The sequence below is a fragment of the Nonomuraea sp. LP-02 genome (assembly GCF_036289125.1).
GTDB lineage: Bacteria > Actinomycetota > Actinomycetes > Streptosporangiales > Streptosporangiaceae > Nonomuraea > Nonomuraea bangladeshensis.
The window spans coordinates 938,013-958,347 of record NZ_JAXCLK010000001.1 but is presented as its reverse complement, the minus strand read 5'-3'; the positions used below and the strand labels follow the sequence as shown (position 1 = coordinate 958,347).

Below are 20,335 nucleotides of genomic sequence, written 5' to 3'. Positions count from 1 at the left end.
GGTTGTTTATGACTCCTTCGAGAGCGAGACGAGGACGTCATCGCCGTCGATCTTGACTGTGTAGACGTTCACGGGCTTGATGGCGGGCGGGCCGGTCGGCTTGCCGGTGTGCACGTCGAAGCACGAGCCATGCAGCCAGCACTCCAGCGTGTCGTCGTAGACCTCGCCCTCGCTGAGCTTGACCTCGGCGTGCGAGCAGACGTCGTGCAGGGCGTACACCTGGTCGCCCTTGCGCACCAACGCCACGGGGGTCTCCCCCACCTCGACGCCGATCACTCCCCCGTCGGGGATGTCGGCGAGCGCGCACACCTTCTCGAAGCTCCCGGCGTCGCTCATCGCGCGAGCTCCGCCTCGACGGCGCTCATGACGCGCTCGCGCAGCTCCTCGATCTGGATCTTCTCGATGAGCTGGCCGAGGAAGCCCCGCACCACCAGGCGGCGCGCCTCGTCGTGGGGGATGCCGCGGGCCTGGAGGTAGAAGATGTGCTCGTCGTCGAGACGGCCGGACGCGGAGGCGTGCCCCGCGCCGGCGACCTCGCCGGTGAGGATCTCCAGGTTGGGCACCGAGTCGGCGCGGGCGCCGTCGGTGAGGATGAGGTTGCGGTTGAGCTCGTAGGTGTCGGTGCCCTCGGCCTCGACCCTGATGATCACGTCGCCGATCCAGACGGCGTGCGCCCGGTCGCCCTGCAGCGCGCCGCGGTAGTCGACGTTGCTCTTGCAGTGGGGCTGGGAGTGGTCGACCAGCAGGCGGTGCTCCAGGTGCTGCCCGGCGTCCACGAAGTAGACGCCCGACAGGTCGGCGTCGCCGCCCGGCGCGGTGTAGGCCACGCTGGGCGACAGGCGTACGAGGTCGCCGCCGAGCGTCACCACGAAGCTGCGGAAGGTCGCGTCCTTGGCGAGCTGGGCGTGGTGGTGCGAGACGTGGACGGCGTCGTCGTCCCAGTCCTGGAGGCTGACGACCTTGAGGTTGGCGCCCTCGCCGACGACGAACTCGATGTTGTCGGCGTAGACGGCGCTGCCCTTGTGGTCGAGCACGACCACGGCCTCGGCGAGCGGCTCCACCTTGACCACGAGGTGGCCGTAGGCGGCGCCGTCGCCCTCGCCGGTGAGGGTGAGCACGGTCGGCTTGGAGGCGACGGCCTCGCGCGGCACCGTGAGGACGGTGGCCTTCTCGAAGCTGTTCCACGCCTGGGCGCTCACCCGGTCGGTGGGCGTGAACGCCTTGCCGACGCGGGCGTCGTCGCGGCCGACCGTCTCGACGGTGACCTCGGGGGCGGCGTCGACGTCGAGGCGGACGTGACCGGCCGCCTCGGCCTTGCCGTTGTGCAGGCCCTTCAGCCGCGTGAGCGGCGTGAACCGCCAGGCCTCCTCGCGGCCGGTCGGGATCTCGAAGTCGCCCAGGTCGTAGGACGCCTTCTCGTGCAGGGTCGACAGGGGCTTCTCGTTCAGGCCCATCAGCCGACGGCTCCTTCCATCTGCAGCTCGATCAGCCGGTTGAGCTCGAGCGCGTACTCCATGGGCAGCTCACGCGCGATCGGCTCCACGAAGCCGCGCACGATCATCGCCATCGCCTCGTCCTCGTCGAGCCCGCGGCTCATGAGGTAGAACAGCTGGTCCTCGCTGACCTTGGAGACCGTGGCCTCGTGGCCCATCTGGACGTCGTCCTCGCGGACGTCGACGTAGGGGTAGGTGTCGGAGCGGCTGATCTGGTCGACCAGCAGCGCGTCGCACTTGACGGTGCTGGCGCTGCCGTGGGCGCCCTCCTCGATCTGTACCAGACCGCGGTAGGAGGTGCGGCCGCCGCCGCGCGCCACCGACTTGGAGATGACGCTGGAGCTGGTGTTGGGCGCCAGGTGCACCATCTTGGAGCCGGCGTCCTGGTGCTGCCCCTCGCCGGCGAAGGCGACGCTCAGCGTCTCGCCCTTGGCGTGCTCGCCCATGAGGTAGACGGCCGGGTACTTCATCGTGACCTTGGAGCCGATGTTGCCGTCGATCCACTCCATGGTCGCGCCCTCGTAGGCGACGGCGCGCTTGGTGACCAGGTTGTAGACGTTGTTGGACCAGTTCTGGATGGTCGTGTAACGGCAGCGGGCGTTCTTCTTCACGATGATCTCGACGACGGCGCTGTGCAGCGAGTCGCTGGAGTAGATCGGCGCGGTGCAGCCTTCGACGTAGTGCACATAGCTGTTCTCGTCGACGATGATGAGGGTCCGCTCGAACTGGCCCATGTTCTCGGTGTTGATCCGGAAGTAGGCCTGCAGCGGGATCTCGACCTCGACGTTCGGCGGCACGTAGATGAACGAGCCACCGGACCACACGGAGGTGTTGAGCGCGGCGAACTTGTTGTCGCCGACCGGGATCACCGAGCCGAAGTACTCCTTGAAGAGCTCCTCGTGCTCCTTCAGGCCCGTGTCGGTGTCGACGAAGATGACGCCCTTCTCCTCAAGGTCCTCGCGGATCTTGTGGTAGACGACCTCCGACTCGTACTGGGCCGCGACGCCGGCGATGAGGCGCTGCTTCTCCGCCTCGGGGATGCCGAGCTTGTCGTAGGTGTTCTTGATGTCGGCGGGCAGCTCGTCCCAGGAGGCGGCCTGCTTCTCCGTCGAGCGCACGAAGTACTTGATGTTGTCGAAGTCGATGTCCGTGAGGTCGGCGCCCCAGGTCGGCAGCGGCTTCTTGGCGAACAGCCGGAGACCCTTGAGGCGCAGGTCGAGCATCCACTCCGGCTCGTTCTTCAGCGCGGAGATCTCGCGGACGACCTCTTCGGACAGGCCGCGCCTGGCCGTCGCCCCGGCGATGTCCGGGTCGGCCCAGCCGAACTTGTAATTCCCGAGGCCTTCCAGCTCCGGGCGGTCGGTGACAGTCACCTTCCGGTCTCCTTGCTCGTATCGTGAGGACTCTTGTCCTTGTGTGCGGATTCGCCCAGCGTCTGCGGGCTCACGTGCGTCGTGCAGACCCCGTCGCCGTGCGCGATCGTGGCCAGGCGCTGCACCGGTGTGCCGAGGAGCTGCGCGAACGCCTCCGTCTCGGCCTCGCAGAGCTGAGGGAACTCGGCTGCCGCGTGGGCCACCGGGCAGTGATGCTGGCAGAGCTGGTCGCCGCCGGACTTGGCCTTGGTGGCCGAGGCGGCGTAACCCTCCGCCGACAGCGCCTGCGCCAGCACCTGTACGCGCTGCTCGGCCGGCACCGCCCGCATGGCCGGCTCCAGCCGCTTGAGCAGGCCCGAGACCTGCGAGCGGGCGAAGTCGGCCACAGCGTCCTGCCCCATGCGATCGGCCAGGTAGCGCAGCGCGCTCCCGGCCAGGTCGTCATAGGCGTGCTCGAAGGCACTGCGCCCCGCGTCGGTGATGGCGAACAGCTTGGCCGGCCGCCCCCTCCCGCGCTGCCCGCGCGGGCGCACCGTGCGGGGCTCGATCATCCCGTCGGCCAGCAGGGCGTCGAGGTGACGCCGGACGGCCGCGGGTGTGAGCCCGAGCCGCTCGCCGAGGGCGGCGGCCGCGACGGGACCATGCTCAAGGATCAGCCGGGCGACGCGGGCACGGGTGCCGCGCTCGCTGCCGGGCTCGATCGTGGGCATGTTTTTCACAACATCAGTGTGCCGTAAATCCTTCCCGCCTCACAAATGGATCGGGGCAGCTCGGCAATGGAATTTGTCACGCAGGGTAGCCTTACCTAACTCCTGCTCGACGCCCGCGGGCGGCCGAGGACGACGTGAGCCAGGGTGGCACAGACGATGAGGCCGAGCATCACGGAGGCCATCGGCACGGCGGTGTCCCCGCCGACGACGCCGACCAGCGGCGCCGAGACCGCGCCCAGCGCGAACTGCAGCACGCCCATCAGCGCCGCCGCGCTGCCGGCCACCTGGGCGGGCTGCGAGCCCAGCGCCAGCGCGCTGGTGCCGGGCAGCGTCAGGCCCTGGCCGAGCATGATGACGACCAGGCCCGCCACGATGCCCCACAGCCCGAGCCCGGTGAGCGCGGCCGTCATGAGCAGGGCCGCGCCCGCCAGGCTGGTGGCCAGGCCCGCCACCACGATGGCCGCCGGGGACACCCGCCCCGACAGCCGGCCGCCGACCTGCGCCATGACGGTGAGGGCGAGGGCGTTGAGCGCGAAGATGAGGGAGTACTGCGTCGGGGTGGCGCCGTAGACCTCCTGCAGCACGAACGGCGAGCCGGAGATGTAGCCGAACATCGCGGCGAAGGCCAGGCCGCCGGTGAGCGCGTACCCCATGAACGAGCGGTCGCGCAGCAGCTGCCAGAACGTGCGGACCGTGTGCGTGAGCCCGCCGCTCTCGCGGCTGCCGGCCGGCAGCGTCTCGCGCACCCCGGCGAGCACCGCGATCAGCAGCACGACGCCGGCCAGGCTGAGCGCCACGAAGACGCCCCGCCACGAGGTGAACGCCAGCAGCTGCGCCCCCGCGATCGGGGCGAGGATCGGCGCCAGGCCGCTGACCAGCATGAGCGTGGCGAAGATGCGGGCGATGGCGGCGCCTTCGTACAGGTCGCGGACCACGGCGCGCACGATGACCAGGGCCGCGCCGCCGAGCATGCCCTGCAGCAGGCGGAAGGCGATGAGCATCGGCACCGACTGCGCGAACGCGCACAGCAGCGAGGCGACCATGAACCCGGCCACGCCCACGATCAGCGGCATTCGCCGCCCGCGCATGTCGCTGAACGGGCCGGCGATGACCTGCCCGACCGACACGCCGATGAGACAGGAGGTGAGCGTGAGCTGGACCTGGGCGGGGCCGCTCAGCATCTCGGAGGTGATGGCGGGCAGCGCCGGGAGGTACATGTCGATGGAGAGCGGCCCGATGGCCGAGAGCGCGCCGAGGAGCACCAGGAGCAGCGCCCTGCGTTCCTTTTTCCCGGCCTTCCGTTCGGCTCTTACGGCGGTGGACGTGGCTGCGGCCACGGACATGCAAACCCCTCTCCTCGCGAACCAGGTGGCCCACGAGGGCCGAGGTACGGAACCGCTGTCCGATCCTCCTAATTCCCAGTTATCAGATATTTCCCGAACTTTCCACGGAGAGCCCGCGCCCGCGCGCTCACCTGAGGCCCGGACCGCCCCGCGCAGTCCCTAGACTCGTCGTCATGGAATCCCCAGCCGTCGAGATCCTCGACCTGGTCAAACGGTACGGCGCAGGCACCGCGCTCGACGGCCTCGCCCTGCGCGCGGAGCGCGGCGCGGTCACGGCCGTCCTCGGGCCCAACGGGGCGGGCAAGACGACCACGGTCGAGATCTGCGAGGGGTTCCGCACCGCCGACGCGGGCACCGTGCGGGTGCTGGGGCTGACCCCCGAGCGGCCCGAGCTGCGCGCCCGGGTCGGGGTCATGCTGCAGTCCGGCGGGGTGCCGCCGGCGGTGCGCTGCGGCGAATGGCTGCGCCTGGTCGCGCGCTTCCACGCCCGGCCGCTCGACCCCGCCGCGCTCCTGGCGCGGCTCGGGCTCGCCGGGCACGCCCGCACCCCCTACCGGCGCATGTCGGGCGGGCAGCAGCAGCGGCTGTCGCTCGCCGCCGCCGTCATCGGCCGCCCCGAGCTGGTCTTCCTCGACGAGCCGACCGCCGGGCTCGACCCGCAGGCCAGGCACGCCTGCTGGGAGCTGGTGGGCGAGCTGCGCTCGGCCGGGGTGTCGGTGGTGCTCACCACGCACCACATGGACGAGGCCGAACGCCTGGCCGACCACGTGGTGATCATCGACCAGGGGCGGGTGGTGGCCGAGGGCACGCCCGCCTCGCTGACCGGGGCCGAGCGGCAGCTCAGGTTCCGGGCGCGGCCGGGGCTGACGCTGGAGGAGCTGCTCAACGCGCTCCCCGCGGGCAGCGCGGCCAAGGAGTCGCCGGCCGGCCACTACATCATCGAGGGCCAGGTCGGCCCCGAACTGCTGGCCACCGTCACCGCCTGGTGCGCCGCCGAAGGCGTCACGGCCGACGACCTGCGCATCGAGCGGCGCACCCTTGAGGACGTCTTCCTGGAGCTGACCGGCAGGGAGCTGCGTTGAGCACGTACGAGCGAGCCACGGGCACGCTGGACCTGACCCCCGCGCCGGGCGCGGCCCCGTTCCCGCGCATGGTGCTGGCGCAGGCCGGCGCGGAGCTGCGCGCCACCCTGCGCAACGGCGAGCAGCTCCTGCTCACCCTGATCATCCCGGTGCTGCTGCTGGTGGGCTTCTCGCTGGCCCCGCTGATCGACCTGGGCGGCGTGCGGCGCGTCGACTTCCTGGTCCCCGGCGTGCTGGCCCTCGCGGTGATGTCCACGGCCTTCACCGGGCAGGCCATCGCGACCGGCTTCGAACGCCGCTACGGCGTGCTCAAGCGGCTCGGCGCGACCCCGCTGTCGCGGGCCGGGCTCATGCTGGCCAAGACCCTGGCGGTGCTGGCCGTGGAGGTCATCCAGGCGGCGGTGATCGTGGCCGTCGGCCTGGCGCTGGGCTGGCGGCCACAGGGGTCGTTCCTGGCCGCGGCGCTGCTGATCGTCGCGGGCACAGCGGCCTTCAGCGGGCTCGGCCTGCTCATGGCGGGCACGCTGCGCGCCGAGGCGACGCTGGCCGCCGCCAACCTCGTCTACCTGGTGCTGCTCGGGGCCGGCGGGGTGATCTTCCCGCTGGCGAAGTTCCCCGAGAACGTGCGGCCGGCGCTGGAGGTGCTGCCGATCTCGGCGCTGACCGGCGGGCTGCGCGCGGTGCTCGCCGAGGGGGCGGCGCTGCCGCTGGTCCCCCTGGGCGTGCTGGCGGCCTGGGCGGTGCTGTCGCTGGGGCTGGTGTCGCGGACGTTCCGCTGGGAGTGAGCCCGGGAGCGAGCCCGGCGGCGGTCAGCCCGCCCGTACGACGCCGTAGCGGCGGCGGGTGAGCGCGGCCACGGCGGTCAGCGGCGCCGCCGCGGCGGCGGCCAGCCCGAACAGCAGCGGATAACGCCCCGCCTCGGCCAGCGGCCCGGCCGCCCACGAGGAGACGGCGCTGCCGACGAAGAGCGCGGCGGCGAAGAACGCGATCGTGGTGCCCCGAGCCTGTGGCACGACCGACGTCGCCCAGGTCTGCAGCGACGAGTGCAGGAACGACCAGCCGCCGCCGAGCAGCAGCGCGGTGACGGCCACGGTGACGAGGTTCACCGTCGCCGCGGCCAGCGCGAAGCCCGCGACGAGCTGCGCCCCGCCCACCGTCATCAGCAGCGGCGCTGGCCAGCTCCCCGACAGCCGCTTGACCAGCTTCGCCTGCGCCCAGAGCCCGATCCCGTACGCGGTGATGCCGAGCCCAGCGAGGGCGGCCGCGACGCCGGAGTGCTCCAGCGCCGGGGCGAGGAACGGCATCACGCCGAGCATGATCGCGCCCTCGGTGAAGGCGAGCGCGAAGACCAGCAGCGCCCAGCGCTGCCCGAGCACCATGCCGAGGAAGCGCCGCACGCCCGCCGGGGCGCCGTCGCGGGGCGGCTCGGGCAGCGAGCGCAGGGCCAGCGCGCAGACCAGGGCGCAGGCGGCGGGCACGGTGAAGGCGGCCCGCCAGCTCACCAGCCCGGCGAGCGCGCCGCCGAGCCCGGTGGCGAGGGCGGTGCCGATCGCGGCCGCGCTCATGAGGTCGGTGAGCGCGCGCTGGCGGAGCGCGGGCCGTACGGTGTCGCCCACGTACGTGAGCCCGGTCGGGATCACCGCGCCGAAGCAGGCGCCGGTCACCACGCGGGCGGCCACCAGCGCCCAGAGGGCGGGCATGAGCGCCGAGACCAGCCCCGCCACGGCCGCGCCCACCAGCGCGCCGCGCATGATCCGCACCCGCCCGAACCGGTCGGACAGCACACCCCACAGCGGCTGGGTGAGGCCGTAGGCCAGGTAGTAGCCGCTGGCCGCGGTGACCGACGCCGACAGCGGCACGCCGAGGTCGGTGGCGATCACGACGAGCATGGGGCTGACGGCGAAGCGGTCGAAGCTGCTGACGAACGAGGCGGCGGACACGCCCAGCGGAGGAGCGGAGAGGCTGACGGCAGGGGCGGGGGCGGCGTCCATGACGTACCACCTTAAACGTGCCTCTAAATGCGGAAATGTCGGGCGTCCCGAGTAAGCTCTACCGGTCCGCTCCCCTTCCCTTCCCGTGAGGAGTCACGTCCGTGACCGCCTTCGCCCTGGACGACCCGTTCGAGCGCGGCTCCGGCCTGCCGCGGCCGGGCAACCTGCTGCGCGCGGCGGCCGACTCGATCCCGCCGTCCTCGCTGGTGCTGCTCGCGATCTTCTCGGTGCAGCTCGGCGCGGGCCTGGCCAAGGAGCTGTTCGCGGTGCTGCCGCCGAGCGCGGTGGTGTTCCTGCGCATCGCGGCCGGCGCGCTCATCATGGGGGCCTTCGTCCGGCCGAGGCTGAAGGGGCTGACCTGGCGTGACTGGGCGGTCGGCGTCGGGTTCGGCCTGACGCTGGCGCTGATGAACCTGTCGTTCTACGAGGCGCTGGCGCGGCTGCCGATGGGCATCGCCGTGGCGATCGAGTTCCTGGGGCCGCTGGGGGTGGCCGTCGCGGCCTCGCGGCGGCGGATCGACCTGCTGTGGGTGACCCTGGCGGGCACCGGAGTGGCGCTGCTCGCGCCCTGGGGCGATTCGGCCTCGGCGAGCTGGGCCGGCATCGGCTTCGCGCTGGTGGCGGGGGCCTGCTGGGCGGGCTACATCCTGCTCTCGGCGGCGGCCGGGCGGCGGTTCCCCGGAACGAGCGGGCTGGCGTTCGCGATGATGGTGTCGGCCGTGGTGATCGCCCCGGTCGGGGTCACCACCGGCGGGGCCGATCTGCTGCAGCCGCACCTGCTGCTCATCGGGGTGGGCGTGGGGCTGCTGTCGTCGGTGATCCCGTACTCGCTGGAGCTGCAGGCGCTGCGGCGCATGCCGCCGCAAGTGTTCGGCATCCTGATGAGCCTGGAGCCGGCCGTGGCGGCGCTGATCGGTGTGCTGCTGCTGGGCGAGATCCTGCACGCGCAGCACTGGGTGGCGATCGTGTGCGTGGTCGCCGCCAGCCTGGGCTCGACCAGGCGCGGCAAGGCGTAGCGGAAGCCGCGCGAGGAGGGGTCCGCCGCGCGCCCCGGGACGGGAACTCGCGGGCGCGCGGCGGAGGGCTCGGCGTCTATGGGCGGGGTGGTGCCGAGCCCGAGGAAGGCCAGCGGAGGGCGGGATTCCGCGTGACCGAGCTTGTGAGGTGCCGCCCTGCTCCTCGCGACGGGGAGCGCGGCCGGTAGGGCCGCGGGGGCGGTGTGGGTGGGCCCTGCCGGTCTTCCGGCGGGCTCGCAATGAGATTACCTCGCGCGGGAAAAGCTCGATCCCCGAATGTGCAAACTCGTGCGCGGGATCCGGCGCTCAGGACCACGGGCCAGGACTCAGGGCTCGGCGTGGGCGGCCCAGATGCCGCGGACGTGACCGATGTGCTCGTCCATGAGCCGGGCCACGGCCTCGCCGTCGCCGCCGGCGAGCGCGTCGAGCAGCGCCAGGTGCTCGCGGGCCGAGTCGCCGAGCGCGTCGCGTTCGGAGAGCTGGGACAGGCCGTAGAGCCGGGCCCGGTTGCGCAGGTCGCGCACGACGGACACCAGGCGCGCGTTGCCCGACAGCGCCAGCAGCTCGACGTGGAAGCGCAGGTCGGCGTCGACGTAGGCGAGCAGGTCGCCGGCCTCGCCGGCGACGACGATCTCCTCGGCGATCGGCCGCAGCCGCTCGAACGCGGCGGCCTCCAGGGTGCCGGCGAGCCTCGCCACCGTCGGCACCTCGATGAGGCGGCGGAGCTCGGTCAGCTCGTCGAGGTCGCGGTCGGACAGCTCGGTCACCCGGAAGCCCTTGTTGCGTACCGCCTCGACCAGGCCCTCCTTGGCCAGGTCGAGCATGGCCTCGCGGACGGGGGTGGCCGAGACGCCGAACTGGGCGGCCAGCACCGGGGCGGAGTAGACCACGCCGGGCCGCATCTCGCCGGCGATCAGGGCGGCGCGCAACGCCTGCGCCACCTGCTCGCGCAGGCTCTGGCGCTCCCCCACCGCCGGCAGGTCGAGCCGGTCTGCGGCAGCCATCCGCCCTCCCTGTCTACGCTCCCTCGCCGGTTTCGCCGCCCGCCCACGCCTCGTAGGCGGCGGCGGCCACCACGAGGTCCTCCCACGCCATGCCGGTGCTCTTGAACACCCGCGGCCCGGCGCCCACCGGCACCGCTCCCGCGACCAGCTCGGCGAGGTTGCCCGCGAGATGACCAGAGGTGATCGTACCGTGGCGGATCGGAACGATCACATCGCCGGCCTCCTCCAGCGCCGCCGAGCGTGCCTCGACGACCACGGTGGCGCGGGCGACGAGGTCGCCGTCCAGCTCGCGGGCGTCGGGCTCGTGGGAGCCGACGGCGACGACGGTGACGCCGTCGCGGGCGAGCTTACCGGGGAACAGCGGTTCCCTGGCGGTCGTGCAGCAGGCGATCAGGTCCGCCTCCGCCACGGCCGCGGCGACGGCGGCGGCCTCCTCGTGGCCGTGGGCGTCGGCGGGCAGGCCCGCGCCCCGGCAGCGTTCGGCCAGGTCGGCGGCGCGGGCCGGGTCACGGCCGACGACCGTGACCCCGGTGATTGGGCGGACCTCGCGCAGGGCGAGGACGTGCCCCCATGCCTGCGGTCCGCTGCCGAAGACGACGAGCCGGCCGCCTTCGGGCCGGGCCAGGTGGCGGACGGCCAGCGCGGAGACCGCCGGGGTGCGCAGCGAGGTGAGCGCGATGCCGTCCAGCGCGGCCAGCGGGGCCAGGGTGGCGCCGTCGAGCAGCAGGTACGTCCCCTGGATCCGGGGCAGCCCCCGCTCCGGGTTGGCCGGCGCGATGGAGACGGCCTTGACGCCGACGTAGCGGGCGGTGGCCGCGGGCATGAGCAGGAGCTGCCCGGCGGGCACGGTCACGACGGGCCGCTGCGGGGTGGCCTCCGGGTCGAGCCCGGCGCGCAGGGCGTCCTCCAGGACCCGTACGGCCCGGCCCATCGGCACCAGCCGCTCGACCGTGGCGGCATCCAGATATGGCAGATCGCTCATCGCAGCACGAACCCCGTTCCGATCGGGTCCTCGGGATCCAGCTCGAAGACGTGCCGCCCGGTCCGGTACGCCATCCCCTCGATCTCCGGCACGATCCCCTCCGGCACCACCTCGGCGACACGGGCGACGAACGAGCTGCCGACGACGCTGTGGTGCACCAGTGTGCCGCGCAGCCCGTCGTCGTGCAGCAGGGCCAGCCGGGCGGCGGTGCCGGAGCCGCAGGGCGAGCGGTCCACCTCGCCGTCGGCGAAGACGGTGACGTTGCGCTGGTGCGCCGCCCCGTCCACGGCCGGCAGCTCGTCGTGGAAGATCACGCCGTAGACGCCGGACAGCCGGTCGTCGCCGGGGTGCCGGGTGGCCGGATGCCCGGCCAGCTCGGCCTTGATCCGCCGGGCGTGCTCGACGAGCGCGGTCAGGTGGCGGGGCTCCACGGACAGGCCCACGGCGGCGGCCGGCAGCGAGGCGTAGATCGCGCCCCCGTAGGCCAGGTCCACCCGGACGCCGCCCGACGGGACGTCCCGGGCGAGCACGTACGACGGCACGTTCACGAACGTGACCCCTCGCACCCGCCCGCCGGAGGTGCGCACCCGGGCGGTGACCCGCCCGGACGGCACGTCGATCACCACGTCGGTCACGCCGTCCCGCGGGGCCGCCACCAGGCCCTCATGCACCGCGTACGCGCCGAGCGCGATCGTGCCGTGGCCGCAGGCGGTGGAGAACCCGTCCTTGTGCCAGAACAGCGCCCCGAGGTGCGCGCCGGGGTCGTTCGGCGGGACCAGGAAGCAGCCGTACATGTCGGCGTGGCCGCGCGGCTCGTGGCAGAGCAGCCGGCGCAGGTCGTCGGCCTGCTCCATGGCGGCGATCCGGCGGGCGGGCACGTCCTCGCCGGGCAGGTCGGGCCCGCCGCCGGTGACGATGCGGAACGGCTCGCCCCCGGTGTGGTAGTCGACGGTGGTGATCACAGTTCGAAGCCCTCCGGGAAGGGGTCGCGCGGGTCGAGGAAGTATTGGGCGGTGCCGGTGACCCAGGCCCGGCCGGTGATCGACGGCAGGACGGCGGGCGCGCCGCCCACGGTGCTCTCCCCCAGCAGCCGCCCGACGAAGCGGGTGCCGATGAAGGACTCGTTGACGAAGTCCCGTTCCAGGGGCAGCTCGCCGCGCGCGTGCAGCTGGGCCATCCGGGCGCTGGTTCCGGTGCCGCACGGGGAGCGGTCGAACCAGCCGGGGTGGATGGCCATGGCGTGCCGGGAGTGGCAGGCGTCGGAGCCGGGGGCGGCGAAGTAGACGTGGTGGCAACCCTGGATGCGCGGGTCCTCGCGGTGCACGGGCCGGTCGGCGGCGTTGATGGCCTCCATGGTGGCCAGACCGGCGGCGATGATCTCGTTCTTGGCCTTGCGGTCGAAGGGCAGGCCGTAGTCGGCGAGGTCGACGATGGCGTAGAAGTTGCCGCCGTAGGCGAGGTCGTACGGGATCTCGCCGAAGCCCGGCACGGTGACGACGGCGTCGAGCCGGTCGCAGTAGGAGGGCACGTTGCGCAGGGTCACCGACACGGCCATGCCGTCCTCGACGGCCACGTCCACCTCGACCAGCCCGGCGGGGACCTCCAGGCGGACGGTGGTGACCGGCTCGGTCACCTCGACCATGCCGGTCTCGACCAGCACGGTGGCCACGCCGATGGTGCCGTGGCCGCACATCGGCAGCAGTCCGGACACTTCGATGAACAGCACGCCGAAGTCGGCGTCCGGCCGGGTGGGCGGCTGGAGGATGGCGCCGCTCATCGCGGCGTGGCCGCGGGGCTCGTTCATGAGCAGCTTGCGGATGTGGTCGAGGTGGTCGCGGAAGTAGACCCGCCGCTCGGCCATGGTGGCGCCGGGGACCACGCCGACGCCGCCGGTGATGACGCGGGTCGGCATGCCCTCGGTGTGCGAGTCGACAGCGTGGAGGACGCGCGTGGTTCTCATGCCGGAATTCTCACCTCAGCCCTTCCGCGAGCACCTTCTCCGTGGCGGCCCGGACGGCCGCCTCCTGCTCGCCGGTCAGCGGCTGCCTGGGCTGGCGGCAGGGGCCGCCGCGCCGGCCGGCCAGGTCCATGGACAGCTTGATCGCCTGGACGAACTCGGTCTTGGAGTCCCAGCGCAGCAGCGGGTGCAGCGTACGGTACAGCGGCAGCGCCGTGGCGAGGTCGCCCGCGACGGCGGCCCGGTAGAGGGCGGAGGTGGAGGCGGGCAGGGCGTTGGGGTAGCCGGCCACCCAGCCGGTCGCGCCGGCCACGGCCAGCTCCAGCAGCACGTCGTCGGCGCCGATCAGCAGGTCCAGTCCGGGGGCCAGCTCGGCCAGCTCGTACGCCCGCCGCACGTCCCCGCTGAACTCCTTGACCGCCACGATCAGGCCCTCCTCGTGCAGCCTGGCCAGCAGCGCGGGGGTGAGGTCGACCTTGGTGTCGTAGGGGTTGTTGTAGGCCACGACCGGCAGCCCGACCCCGGCCACCTCGCGGTAGTGGGCGAGGACGGCCCGCTCGTCGGCGCGGTAGGCGTTGGGTGGCAGCAGGAGCACCGAGCCGCAGCCGGCCTCGCGGGCCTGCTCGGCCCAGCGGCGGGACTCGGCGGCGCCGTACGCGCCGGCTCCGGCCATGACGTTCGCGCCGCCGACGGCGGCGACCGCGGTCTCGACGACCGCCGCGCGCTCCTCGGCGGTGAGCGTCTGGTACTCGCCGAGCGAGCCGTTGACCACGACGCCGTCGCAGCCGTTGTCGACGAGCCAGCGGCAGTGGTCGGCGTAGCCGTCGAGGTCGACGGACAGGTCGTCGCGCAGGGGCAGCGCGGTGGCGACCATGATGCCGCGCCAGGGCTTGCGTTCCACCAGGGCCATCAGGGATTCCTCCAGGAGTGGGGGCACCGCTTACGGCTGTAATATGTCACATACTCTTGAGGCTGAGAAGCCCCCTTGCCGGTTCCGGGACCGCCCGGTACGGCCCGTACCATCGATGACGTGAAGCTCTCCACTGACCACCCCAACCCCTTCGTGCGCGGACTGGCCTCGTTCTGGGCCCCGACCCCCCGGTCGATGCGCGCCTGGGCGCTGGCCTCGGTGGTGGCCAATGCGGGCATCACGGTGACCGGCGCCGGCGTGCGCGTCACCGCCTCGGGGCTCGGCTGCCCCACCTGGCCCCAGTGCACACCCGACAGCTTCGTCCCGGTGGCGCACCCCGAGGTGTCGATGCTCAACATGCTCGTCGAGTTCGGCAACCGGCTGCTGACCTTCCTGGTGCTGGCCGTGGGCGCGGCCTGCGTGCTCGCGGCCTGGCGGCTCCTGCCGCGCCGCAGGGCGCTGATGCGGCTGGCCCTGCTGCAGCCGGTCGGCGTGCTGGCCCAGGCGCTGTGGGGCGGCCTGGTGGTGCGCACGGCGCTCAACCCGTTCACCGTGGGCATGCACTACCTGCTGTCCACCGGCCTCATCGCGGCCTGCTGGCTGCTCTACGCCCGCGCGAGCGAAGGTGACGGCCCGGTCAGGTCCGTGGTCCACCGGGACCTGCGCGTCCTCGGTCACGTGCTGCTGGCCGCGGCGTTCGTGCTGCTGGTGGTCGGCGTGGTGGTGAGCGGCACCGGCCCGCACTCGGGCGACGAGATCGCCTCCCGGTTCGACCTCGACATCGAGGCCGTGGCGAGGTTCCACGCCGACGTGGCCTACATCGTGGTGGGGCTGACGTTCGCGCTGCTGTTCGGGCTGCGCGTGTCGGGGGCGCCCCTGGCGGCCCGGCGGGCGGCCCTCGCGCTGCTCGTGGTGGAGCTGGCGCAGGGCGTGATCGGCTACACCCAGTACTTCCTGGCGGTGCCCGCCGCGCTGGTGCTGCTGCACGTGCTCGGCTCGACCCTGGTCTGGATCGCCGCGCTGCGGGTGGTCACCTCGCTGCGTTCCCGCGAGCCGCTGCCCGCCACTCCCGCCGGCCCCTCCCCCGCCGAAGTGGCCGCCACTGTGTGATCGGTTATGCCAGGGTGTGTGGTGAGATGTCCGCCACTCCCCCGGCCCGGAAGGGGTGCGATATGTGGGGAAAGGTGCACTCCTCCCGGAAGGCGCTGCGGCGCGCGTACCACGGGATGGTGCTGCTGAGCGTGCTCGCGCTCGCGCCCATGACCTGGGCCTGGCTGAGCAGCTCGGGCCACCGCGTGATGGCCGAGGGCGCGGGCTGGACGGCCCGGGTGCCGCCGGCGGAGGCGGCGCTGGTGCTCGGCGCCGGCCTGTGGGCCGGGCGGCCCTCGGCGATGCTGGCCCGCCGGCTCGACATCGCCGCCGAGCTCTACCACGCCGGCAAGGTGCGGGCGCTGCTGCTGTCCGGCGACAACAGCCGCCAGGAGTACGACGAGCCGACCGCGATGCGCGACTACCTGCGCGCCGCGGGCGTGCCGGACGCGGCGATGGTGCTGGACTACGCCGGCTTCGACACCTGGGACTCGTGCGTACGGGCCAGGCAGGTCTTCGGCGCCCGCAGCGTCACCGTCGTCACGCAGGAGTTCCACGTGCCGCGCGCGGTGACGCTGTGCCGCACGGCCGGGCTGGAGGCGTTCGGGGCGGGCGACGACTCCTCCCGCCGCTGGGCCGGCACCACCTACGTCTACGCCGCCCGCGAGCTGTTCGCCACGGCCAAGGCGTTCGCCGACGCGAAGGTCCTCGACGCCGACCCGGTGTTCCCGGGGCCACGGGAGACCTCGCTCGCCCGCGCGCTCACCGCGCCGCGCCCCTGACGCAGGTCAGCCGGGCGCGCCGGGCGCGTAGCCGGGCGGGGGCGTGCCGCCCGCGACCGAGCGGGCGTGCGCGGGCGGCACGGGGAACTGCCCGCGCGCAGTGCTCATGCACTCCAGCAGCGCCCGCTGCTCCTCGTGGAAGGTCTGCTCGTCCACCATGTGACGGGCCGCCCGCTCGTGCAGCAGCCCCAGCTCGGTGGCCGCGAGCTGGTAGTCGGCCATCGCGCGCAGCCCGCGCTTGCCGCCGTACGCCTTGGCCCACTGCCGGGCCTGGCGGCGGCGGGAGAAGGCCGACAGCATGAAGATGTCGGCCTCGTTGACCAGCTTGGTCGGCTCGTACGCCGGCAGATAACGCTGGATCAGCGCCACGATCCGCCGCCGGTCGCGGAACACCACGCCGATGAGCACGACCAGCACCACCAGCAGCGTCAGGTAGGCAACCACGAGACCGGGGAAGCCGCCGTAGGAGGCCAGGCCGTTCCACAGGCCGTGCAGGATCATCGCCCCCGACCAGCCGGCCAGGATGAGGAACACCCGCTCGGAGCCGCGCTGCGCGGCGTACGCCACGGCCACGCCGATCATCGAGCTGAACAGCGGATGGGCCAGCGGCGACAGGATGCCGCGCAGCACCACGGTGACCGCGAGGCCCTTGACGCCGGAGGTGGACAGGGCCGCCAGGTAGTAGCTGACGTTCTCGCTCATGGCGAAGCCGAGGCCGACCATGCTGGCGTAGATGACGCCGTCGGTCGGCCCGTCGAGCTCGGCCCGGCGGAACCTGAGCAGGCCCAGCAGCACCAGGCCCTTCATCGTCTCCTCGACCACGGGAGCGCCGAAGGTGGCCGCGACGTTGCGCGCGCTGTCCTGCGACAGCTTGACGGTGTCCATGAAGTAGTGGAGGTTGAGCGAGTTGATCACGCCGGCGACCAGCACCGCGACGCCCGCGCCCCAGGCGAAGGCGAAGATGAGGTTGCTGCGCGGCTCGGGCTCCATGCGGTCGAGCGCGAGCACGGCGGCGAGCAGCAGCGGGACCGGCGCGAGGGCGAGCGCGAGCGCGATGAAGAACTGCACGGGCTCGCCGTTGAGTACGTCGAAGGAGAACGAGATCAGCGCGCAGATGCCGGTGAGGACCAGCCCGAAAATCAGCGTCGTGGACGGGCGGTCCTTCAACACCCAGCGTGGATCACGGCTCGCCATAGGGTGACCTTAACGGATCAGCGTGTCGGGGCCGGTGCCGGTCAATCGCCCCGGACACCCACTCCTCACCGTACGGACACGCTGATCCCCGCTGCCCGGCTCAGGCCAGCAGCGGGTCGATGGCGACGGCGAGGAACAGCAGCGCCAGATAGGCGTTGGACCAGTGGAAGAAACGCATGGGCCGCAGGTCGACCCCCGTCTTGCCGGCGTTGAGCCGGGCCAGCAGGCGGTGCACCTCCCACAGGCACATGACGCCCAGCACGGCGGCCACGACCGGGTAGAACAGCGTGGTGCCCGCGACCGGCCAGAGCGCCAGCGAGCAGAGCACGGTCGCCCACGTGTAGGCGATGGACTCCAGGACGACCCGCCGCTCGGTGGCGACCACCGGCAGCATCGGCACCTTGGCCGCCGCGTAGTCCTCCTTGTAGCGCATGGCGAGGGTCCAGGTGTGCGGCGGCGTCCAGAAGAACACGACGCCGAAGAGCACCAGCGGGGCCCAGTCGAGCCGCTCGGTGATGCCCGCCCAGCCGATCATCACCGGCATGCAGCCCGCGATGCCGCCCCAGACGATGTTCTGGGCCGTGCGCCGCTTGAGGATCATCGAGTAGACCAGGACGTAGAACAGGATCGCGGCGAGCGAGAGCACCGCCGCCAGCCAGTTGGTGGTCACCCACAGACCGGCGGTGGACACGATCCCGAGCACGATCCCGAAGATCAGCGCGCCGCGCGGCGACACCTGGTGCCGGGCGAGCGGGCGGCGGCGGGTGCGCCGCATCTTCTGGTCGATGTCGCGGTCGACGTAGCAGTTGAGCGCGTTGGCGCTGCCCGCCGACAGGGTGCCGAACACCATGACGGCGACGGACGTCCACAGGGGCGGCAGGCCGCCGGCCGCGAGGAACATCACCGGCAGCGTCGTGATGAGCAGCAGCTCGATGATCCGCGGTTTGGTGAGCGCGATGTAGGCCTTTACGATCATGCCGATCGAGCGCGGCGCCTCCACCTGCGGAGATCGGGCCGTCGCCTGCCTGTTGGTGAGCACCGTCAAGGCGCTTCCAGCCTGTGCGGGGTCAACGCGTAACCTCTGATTAGAGCGGATCCATGGTGGGCGCCGGTGACGCCTCTGCGAACAAACAAACTGTAGTCGCAGGGACGGCCGGTCCGGCCAATGGGGGGCTTTGCGCCATGCATGGACACGCACGCGTCGATTGGAATTGATCGCCTGCTCCACTCGGTTAGGGTCCCTGTGGGCGGGATAGCCGACCGGCACAGCCAAAACATCGAGAATCCGGAGATCGAGCACTTGAGCAGCGAACTCGTGCCAGCCCTTGAATGGACCGACCTGGACGACCAGGCGGTCGACGTCGTTCGAGCCCTGGCGATGGACGCCGTGGAGAAGGCGGGCTCGGGTCACCCCGGCACCGCCATGAGCCTGGCCCCCGCCGCATACCTGATGTTCCAGCGTGTGATGCGTCACGACCCGACCGACCCCAACTGGCTGGGTCGCGACCGGTTCGTCCTGTCGTGCGGCCACAGCAGCCTGACGCTCTACATCCAGCTCTACCTTTCCGGCTACGGCCTCACCCTGGACGACCTGCGCCGGCTGCGCCAGTGGGACAGCCTCACCCCCGGCCACCCCGAGCACGGCCACACGGCCGGCGTCGAGACCACGACGGGCCCGCTGGGCCAGGGTCTCGGCAACGCGGTCGGCATGGCGATGGCGGCCCGCCGCGAGCGCGGCCTGTTCGACCCCGACGCCGAGGCCGGCGCCTCGCCGTTCGACCACAACATCTGGTGCTTCGTCAGCGACGGCGACATCGAGGAGGGCATCAGCCACGAGGCCAGCGCCATCGCCGGCCACCAGAAGCTGGGCAACCTCATCGTGGTGTGGGACGACAACCACATCTCCATCGAGGACGACACGCTGATCGCGAAGTCCGAGGACGTCGTCAAGCGCTACGAGGCCTACGGCTGGCACACCGAGAGCGTCGACTGGACCTCGGGCGACGACTACCACGAGGACGTCCAGGCGCTCTACGACGCACTGGAGGCGGCGAAGGCGGAGACCGGCCGGCCGTCGTTCATCCGGCTGCGTACGATCATCGGCTGGCCCGCGCCCAACAAGCGCAACACCGGCAAGATCCACGGCTCGGCGCTGGGCGAGGCCGAGGTGGCCGCCACCAAGCAGGTGCTCGGCATGGACCCGGCCAAGACCTTCGACGTGCCGGACGCGGTGCTCGCGCACGCCCGCGAGGTGGTCCAGCGCGGCCGGGCCACCCGGTCCGAGTGGGACAAGCGCTACGCCGAATGGCGGCTGGCCAACGCCGAGCGCGCCGCCGAGCTCGACCGGATCTCGCACCGCGAGCTGCCGGCCGGCTGGGCCGCGGCGCTGCCGTCGTTCGAACAGGGCGGCTCCATGGCCACCCGCAAGGCGAGCGGCGAGGTGCTCAGCGCGCTCGCGCCGGTGCTGCCGGAGCTGTGGGGCGGCTCGGCCGACCTCGCCGAGTCCAACAACACCACGATGAAGGGCGAGCCGTCCTTCATCCCGGAGGAATACCAGACCAAGGAGTTCCCCGGGAACCGCTACGGCCGCACGCTGCACTTCGGCATCCGCGAGCACGCGATGGGCGCCATTCTCAACGGCATCGCGCTGCACGGCGGCACCCGCCCGTACGGCGGCACGTTCCTGGTCTTCTCCGACTACATGCGTCCGTCGGTGCGCCTGGCCGCGCTGATGAAGCTGCCGGTCATCTACATCTGGACGCACGACTCCATCGGCCTCGGCGAGGACGGCCCGACCCACCAGCCGATCGAGCACCTGTGGTCGCTGCGCGCGATCCCCGGCCTCGACGTGGTGCGCCCGGCCGACGCCAACGAGACGGCCTACGCGTGGAAGGCCGTGCTGGAGCACAAGGACCGGCCCGCCGCCCTCGCGCTGACCCGCCAGAACCTGCCGGTCTTCGAGGGCACCAGCGCCGACGGCGTGGCCCGCGGCGGCTACGTCCTGCGCGACGCCTCCGACGGCCAGCCCCGGGTGATCATCATCGCCACCGGCAGCGAGGTCGAGCTGGCCGTACGCGGCCGCGAGCTGCTGGAGGAGCAGGGCATTCCCACGCGAGTGGTGTCCATGCCGTGTGTCGAGTGGTTCAACGGGCAGGATTCCGCCTACAGGCAGACCGTCCTGCCGTCGTCGATCAGGGCTCGGGTCGCGGTCGAGGCCGGCATCGCCCTCGGCTGGCACGAGTACGTCGGCGAGTGCGGCGAGGTGGTCAGCCTCGAACACTTCGGCGCGTCGGCCCCGTACAAGACTTTGTACGAGCAGTTCGGGCTGACGGCGGAGCGCGTCGCGGCGGCGGCCAGGGCGAGCCTGGCGAAGCTGGGTCAGGACAAGGGCGAGACGACGGGAAACTGA

19 protein-coding genes are annotated in these 20,335 nt (G+C 72.3%); 6 read left to right on the top strand and 13 right to left on the bottom strand.

What is annotated here, in order from left to right:
• Positions 1-6: 6 nt before the first annotated feature.
• From SMD20_RS04455 to SMD20_RS04435, 5 genes are all read right to left on the bottom strand, one after another.
• Positions 7-336 (bottom strand): non-heme iron oxygenase ferredoxin subunit, encoded by a 330-nt coding sequence (locus SMD20_RS04455; RefSeq protein WP_329575140.1) that lies wholly within the window; start codon positions 334-336, stop codon positions 7-9.
• On the bottom strand, positions 333-1,454 hold the full coding sequence (gene sufD, locus SMD20_RS04450; protein ID WP_329575138.1) for a Fe-S cluster assembly protein SufD: 1,122 nt from the start codon (positions 1,452-1,454) through the stop codon (positions 333-335). The genes SMD20_RS04455 and sufD overlap by 4 nt, the downstream gene beginning before the upstream one ends.
• Positions 1,454-2,866, bottom strand: coding sequence for a Fe-S cluster assembly protein SufB (gene sufB, locus SMD20_RS04445; protein WP_329575135.1), 1,413 nt, complete (start codon positions 2,864-2,866; stop codon positions 1,454-1,456). Before sufB ends, sufD begins: the two co-directional genes overlap by 1 nt.
• Positions 2,863-3,576, bottom strand: coding sequence for a helix-turn-helix transcriptional regulator (locus SMD20_RS04440; protein ID WP_329575132.1), 714 nt, complete (start codon positions 3,574-3,576; stop codon positions 2,863-2,865). Before SMD20_RS04440 ends, sufB begins: the two co-directional genes overlap by 4 nt.
• A 95-nt stretch (positions 3,577-3,671) precedes the next feature.
• Positions 3,672-4,919 (bottom strand): multidrug effflux MFS transporter, encoded by a 1,248-nt coding sequence (locus tag SMD20_RS04435; protein WP_329575130.1) that lies wholly within the window; start codon positions 4,917-4,919, stop codon positions 3,672-3,674.
• A gap of 173 nt (positions 4,920-5,092) precedes the next feature.
• On the opposite strand from SMD20_RS04435, the gene SMD20_RS04430 reads away from it, so the two are divergent.
• Positions 5,093-6,001, top strand: coding sequence for an ABC transporter ATP-binding protein (locus tag SMD20_RS04430; protein WP_329575127.1), 909 nt, complete (start codon positions 5,093-5,095; stop codon positions 5,999-6,001).
• A gap of 68 nt (positions 6,002-6,069) precedes the next feature.
• Positions 6,070-6,786 (top strand): ABC transporter permease, encoded by a 717-nt coding sequence (locus SMD20_RS04425; RefSeq protein ID WP_329592427.1) that lies wholly within the window; start codon positions 6,070-6,072, stop codon positions 6,784-6,786.
• A 24-nt stretch (positions 6,787-6,810) separates the two neighbouring features.
• On the opposite strand, the gene SMD20_RS04420 is transcribed toward SMD20_RS04425, so the two are convergent.
• A complete protein-coding gene (locus SMD20_RS04420; RefSeq protein WP_329575125.1) occupies positions 6,811-7,992 on the bottom strand; it encodes an MFS transporter in 1,182 nt (393 codons plus the stop codon).
• Positions 7,993-8,093: 101 nt separating this feature from the next.
• On the opposite strand from SMD20_RS04420, the gene SMD20_RS04415 reads away from it, so the two are divergent.
• A complete protein-coding gene (locus SMD20_RS04415) occupies positions 8,094-9,008 on the top strand; it encodes an EamA family transporter (RefSeq protein ID WP_329575122.1) in 915 nt (304 codons plus the stop codon).
• Positions 9,009-9,334: 326 nt separating this feature from the next.
• On the opposite strand, the gene SMD20_RS04410 is transcribed toward SMD20_RS04415, so the two are convergent.
• The 5 genes from SMD20_RS04410 to SMD20_RS04390 are packed head-to-tail and all read right to left on the bottom strand — an operon-like array spanning position 9,335 to position 13,861.
• Positions 9,335-10,012: a GntR family transcriptional regulator gene (locus tag SMD20_RS04410; protein WP_329575119.1), complete on the bottom strand. Its 678-nt coding sequence runs from the start codon at positions 10,010-10,012 to the stop codon at positions 9,335-9,337.
• 13 nt (positions 10,013-10,025) lie between these two features.
• Positions 10,026-10,994, bottom strand: coding sequence for an ornithine cyclodeaminase family protein (locus tag SMD20_RS04405; protein WP_329575116.1), 969 nt, complete (start codon positions 10,992-10,994; stop codon positions 10,026-10,028).
• On the bottom strand, positions 10,991-11,956 hold the full coding sequence (locus tag SMD20_RS04400; protein ID WP_329575113.1) for a proline racemase family protein: 966 nt from the start codon (positions 11,954-11,956) through the stop codon (positions 10,991-10,993). The genes SMD20_RS04405 and SMD20_RS04400 overlap by 4 nt, the downstream gene beginning before the upstream one ends.
• Positions 11,953-12,954: a proline racemase family protein gene (locus SMD20_RS04395; RefSeq protein ID WP_329575110.1), complete on the bottom strand. Its 1,002-nt coding sequence runs from the start codon at positions 12,952-12,954 to the stop codon at positions 11,953-11,955. The genes SMD20_RS04400 and SMD20_RS04395 overlap by 4 nt, the downstream gene beginning before the upstream one ends.
• 10 nt (positions 12,955-12,964) lie before the next feature.
• Positions 12,965-13,861, bottom strand: a complete 897-nt coding sequence (locus SMD20_RS04390; RefSeq protein WP_329575107.1) for a dihydrodipicolinate synthase family protein — start codon at positions 13,859-13,861, stop codon at positions 12,965-12,967.
• A gap of 120 nt (positions 13,862-13,981) precedes the next feature.
• On the opposite strand from SMD20_RS04390, the gene SMD20_RS04385 reads away from it, so the two are divergent.
• Both SMD20_RS04385 and SMD20_RS04380 read left to right on the top strand, forming a co-directional pair.
• Entirely contained in the window at positions 13,982-14,971 is a 990-nt protein-coding gene (locus SMD20_RS04385; RefSeq protein WP_329575104.1) for a COX15/CtaA family protein, read from the top strand.
• 62 nt (positions 14,972-15,033) lie between these two features.
• A complete protein-coding gene (locus SMD20_RS04380; RefSeq protein WP_329575101.1) occupies positions 15,034-15,732 on the top strand; it encodes a SanA/YdcF family protein in 699 nt (232 codons plus the stop codon).
• 6 nt (positions 15,733-15,738) lie between these two features.
• Here the strand turns inward: SMD20_RS04380 and SMD20_RS04375 are convergent, their stop codons facing one another.
• On the bottom strand, positions 15,739-16,926 hold the full coding sequence (locus SMD20_RS04375) for a PrsW family intramembrane metalloprotease (RefSeq protein WP_329575098.1): 1,188 nt from the start codon (positions 16,924-16,926) through the stop codon (positions 15,739-15,741).
• A 100-nt stretch (positions 16,927-17,026) separates the two neighbouring features.
• Complete coding sequence (locus SMD20_RS04370; protein ID WP_329575095.1) at positions 17,027-17,971, bottom strand: heme o synthase; 945 nt, start codon at positions 17,969-17,971, stop codon at positions 17,027-17,029.
• Positions 17,972-18,241: 270 nt separating this feature from the next.
• Between SMD20_RS04370 and tkt the strand changes: the two genes are divergently transcribed.
• A complete protein-coding gene (gene tkt, locus SMD20_RS04365) occupies positions 18,242-20,335 on the top strand; it encodes a transketolase (protein WP_329575092.1) in 2,094 nt (697 codons plus the stop codon).

Bases quoted from the DNA above. Each gene is read 5' to 3' on its own strand.
- SMD20_RS04380 (WP_329575101.1), top strand. From the start codon at position 15,034: ATGTGGGGAAAGGTGCACTCCTCCCGGAAGGCGCTGCGGCGCGCGTAC.
- SMD20_RS04395 (WP_329575110.1), bottom strand. From the start codon at position 12,954: ATGAGAACCACGCGCGTCCTCCACGCTGTCGACTCGCACACCGAGGGC.
- sufD (WP_329575138.1), bottom strand. From the start codon at position 1,454: ATGGGCCTGAACGAGAAGCCCCTGTCGACCCTGCACGAGAAGGCGTCC.
- SMD20_RS04420 (WP_329575125.1), bottom strand. From the start codon at position 7,992: ATGGACGCCGCCCCCGCCCCTGCCGTCAGCCTCTCCGCTCCTCCGCTG.
- SMD20_RS04425 (WP_329592427.1), top strand. From the start codon at position 6,070: ATGGTGCTGGCGCAGGCCGGCGCGGAGCTGCGCGCCACCCTGCGCAAC.
- SMD20_RS04375 (WP_329575098.1), bottom strand. From the start codon at position 16,926: ATGGCGAGCCGTGATCCACGCTGGGTGTTGAAGGACCGCCCGTCCACG.
- SMD20_RS04410 (WP_329575119.1), bottom strand. From the start codon at position 10,012: ATGGCTGCCGCAGACCGGCTCGACCTGCCGGCGGTGGGGGAGCGCCAG.
- SMD20_RS04440 (WP_329575132.1), bottom strand. From the start codon at position 3,576: ATGCCCACGATCGAGCCCGGCAGCGAGCGCGGCACCCGTGCCCGCGTC.
- SMD20_RS04435 (WP_329575130.1), bottom strand. From the start codon at position 4,919: ATGTCCGTGGCCGCAGCCACGTCCACCGCCGTAAGAGCCGAACGGAAG.
- SMD20_RS04390 (WP_329575107.1), bottom strand. From the start codon at position 13,861: ATGGCCCTGGTGGAACGCAAGCCCTGGCGCGGCATCATGGTCGCCACC.
- SMD20_RS04430 (WP_329575127.1), top strand. From the start codon at position 5,093: ATGGAATCCCCAGCCGTCGAGATCCTCGACCTGGTCAAACGGTACGGC.
- SMD20_RS04405 (WP_329575116.1), bottom strand. From the start codon at position 10,994: ATGAGCGATCTGCCATATCTGGATGCCGCCACGGTCGAGCGGCTGGTG.
- SMD20_RS04455 (WP_329575140.1), bottom strand. From the start codon at position 336: ATGAGCGACGCCGGGAGCTTCGAGAAGGTGTGCGCGCTCGCCGACATC.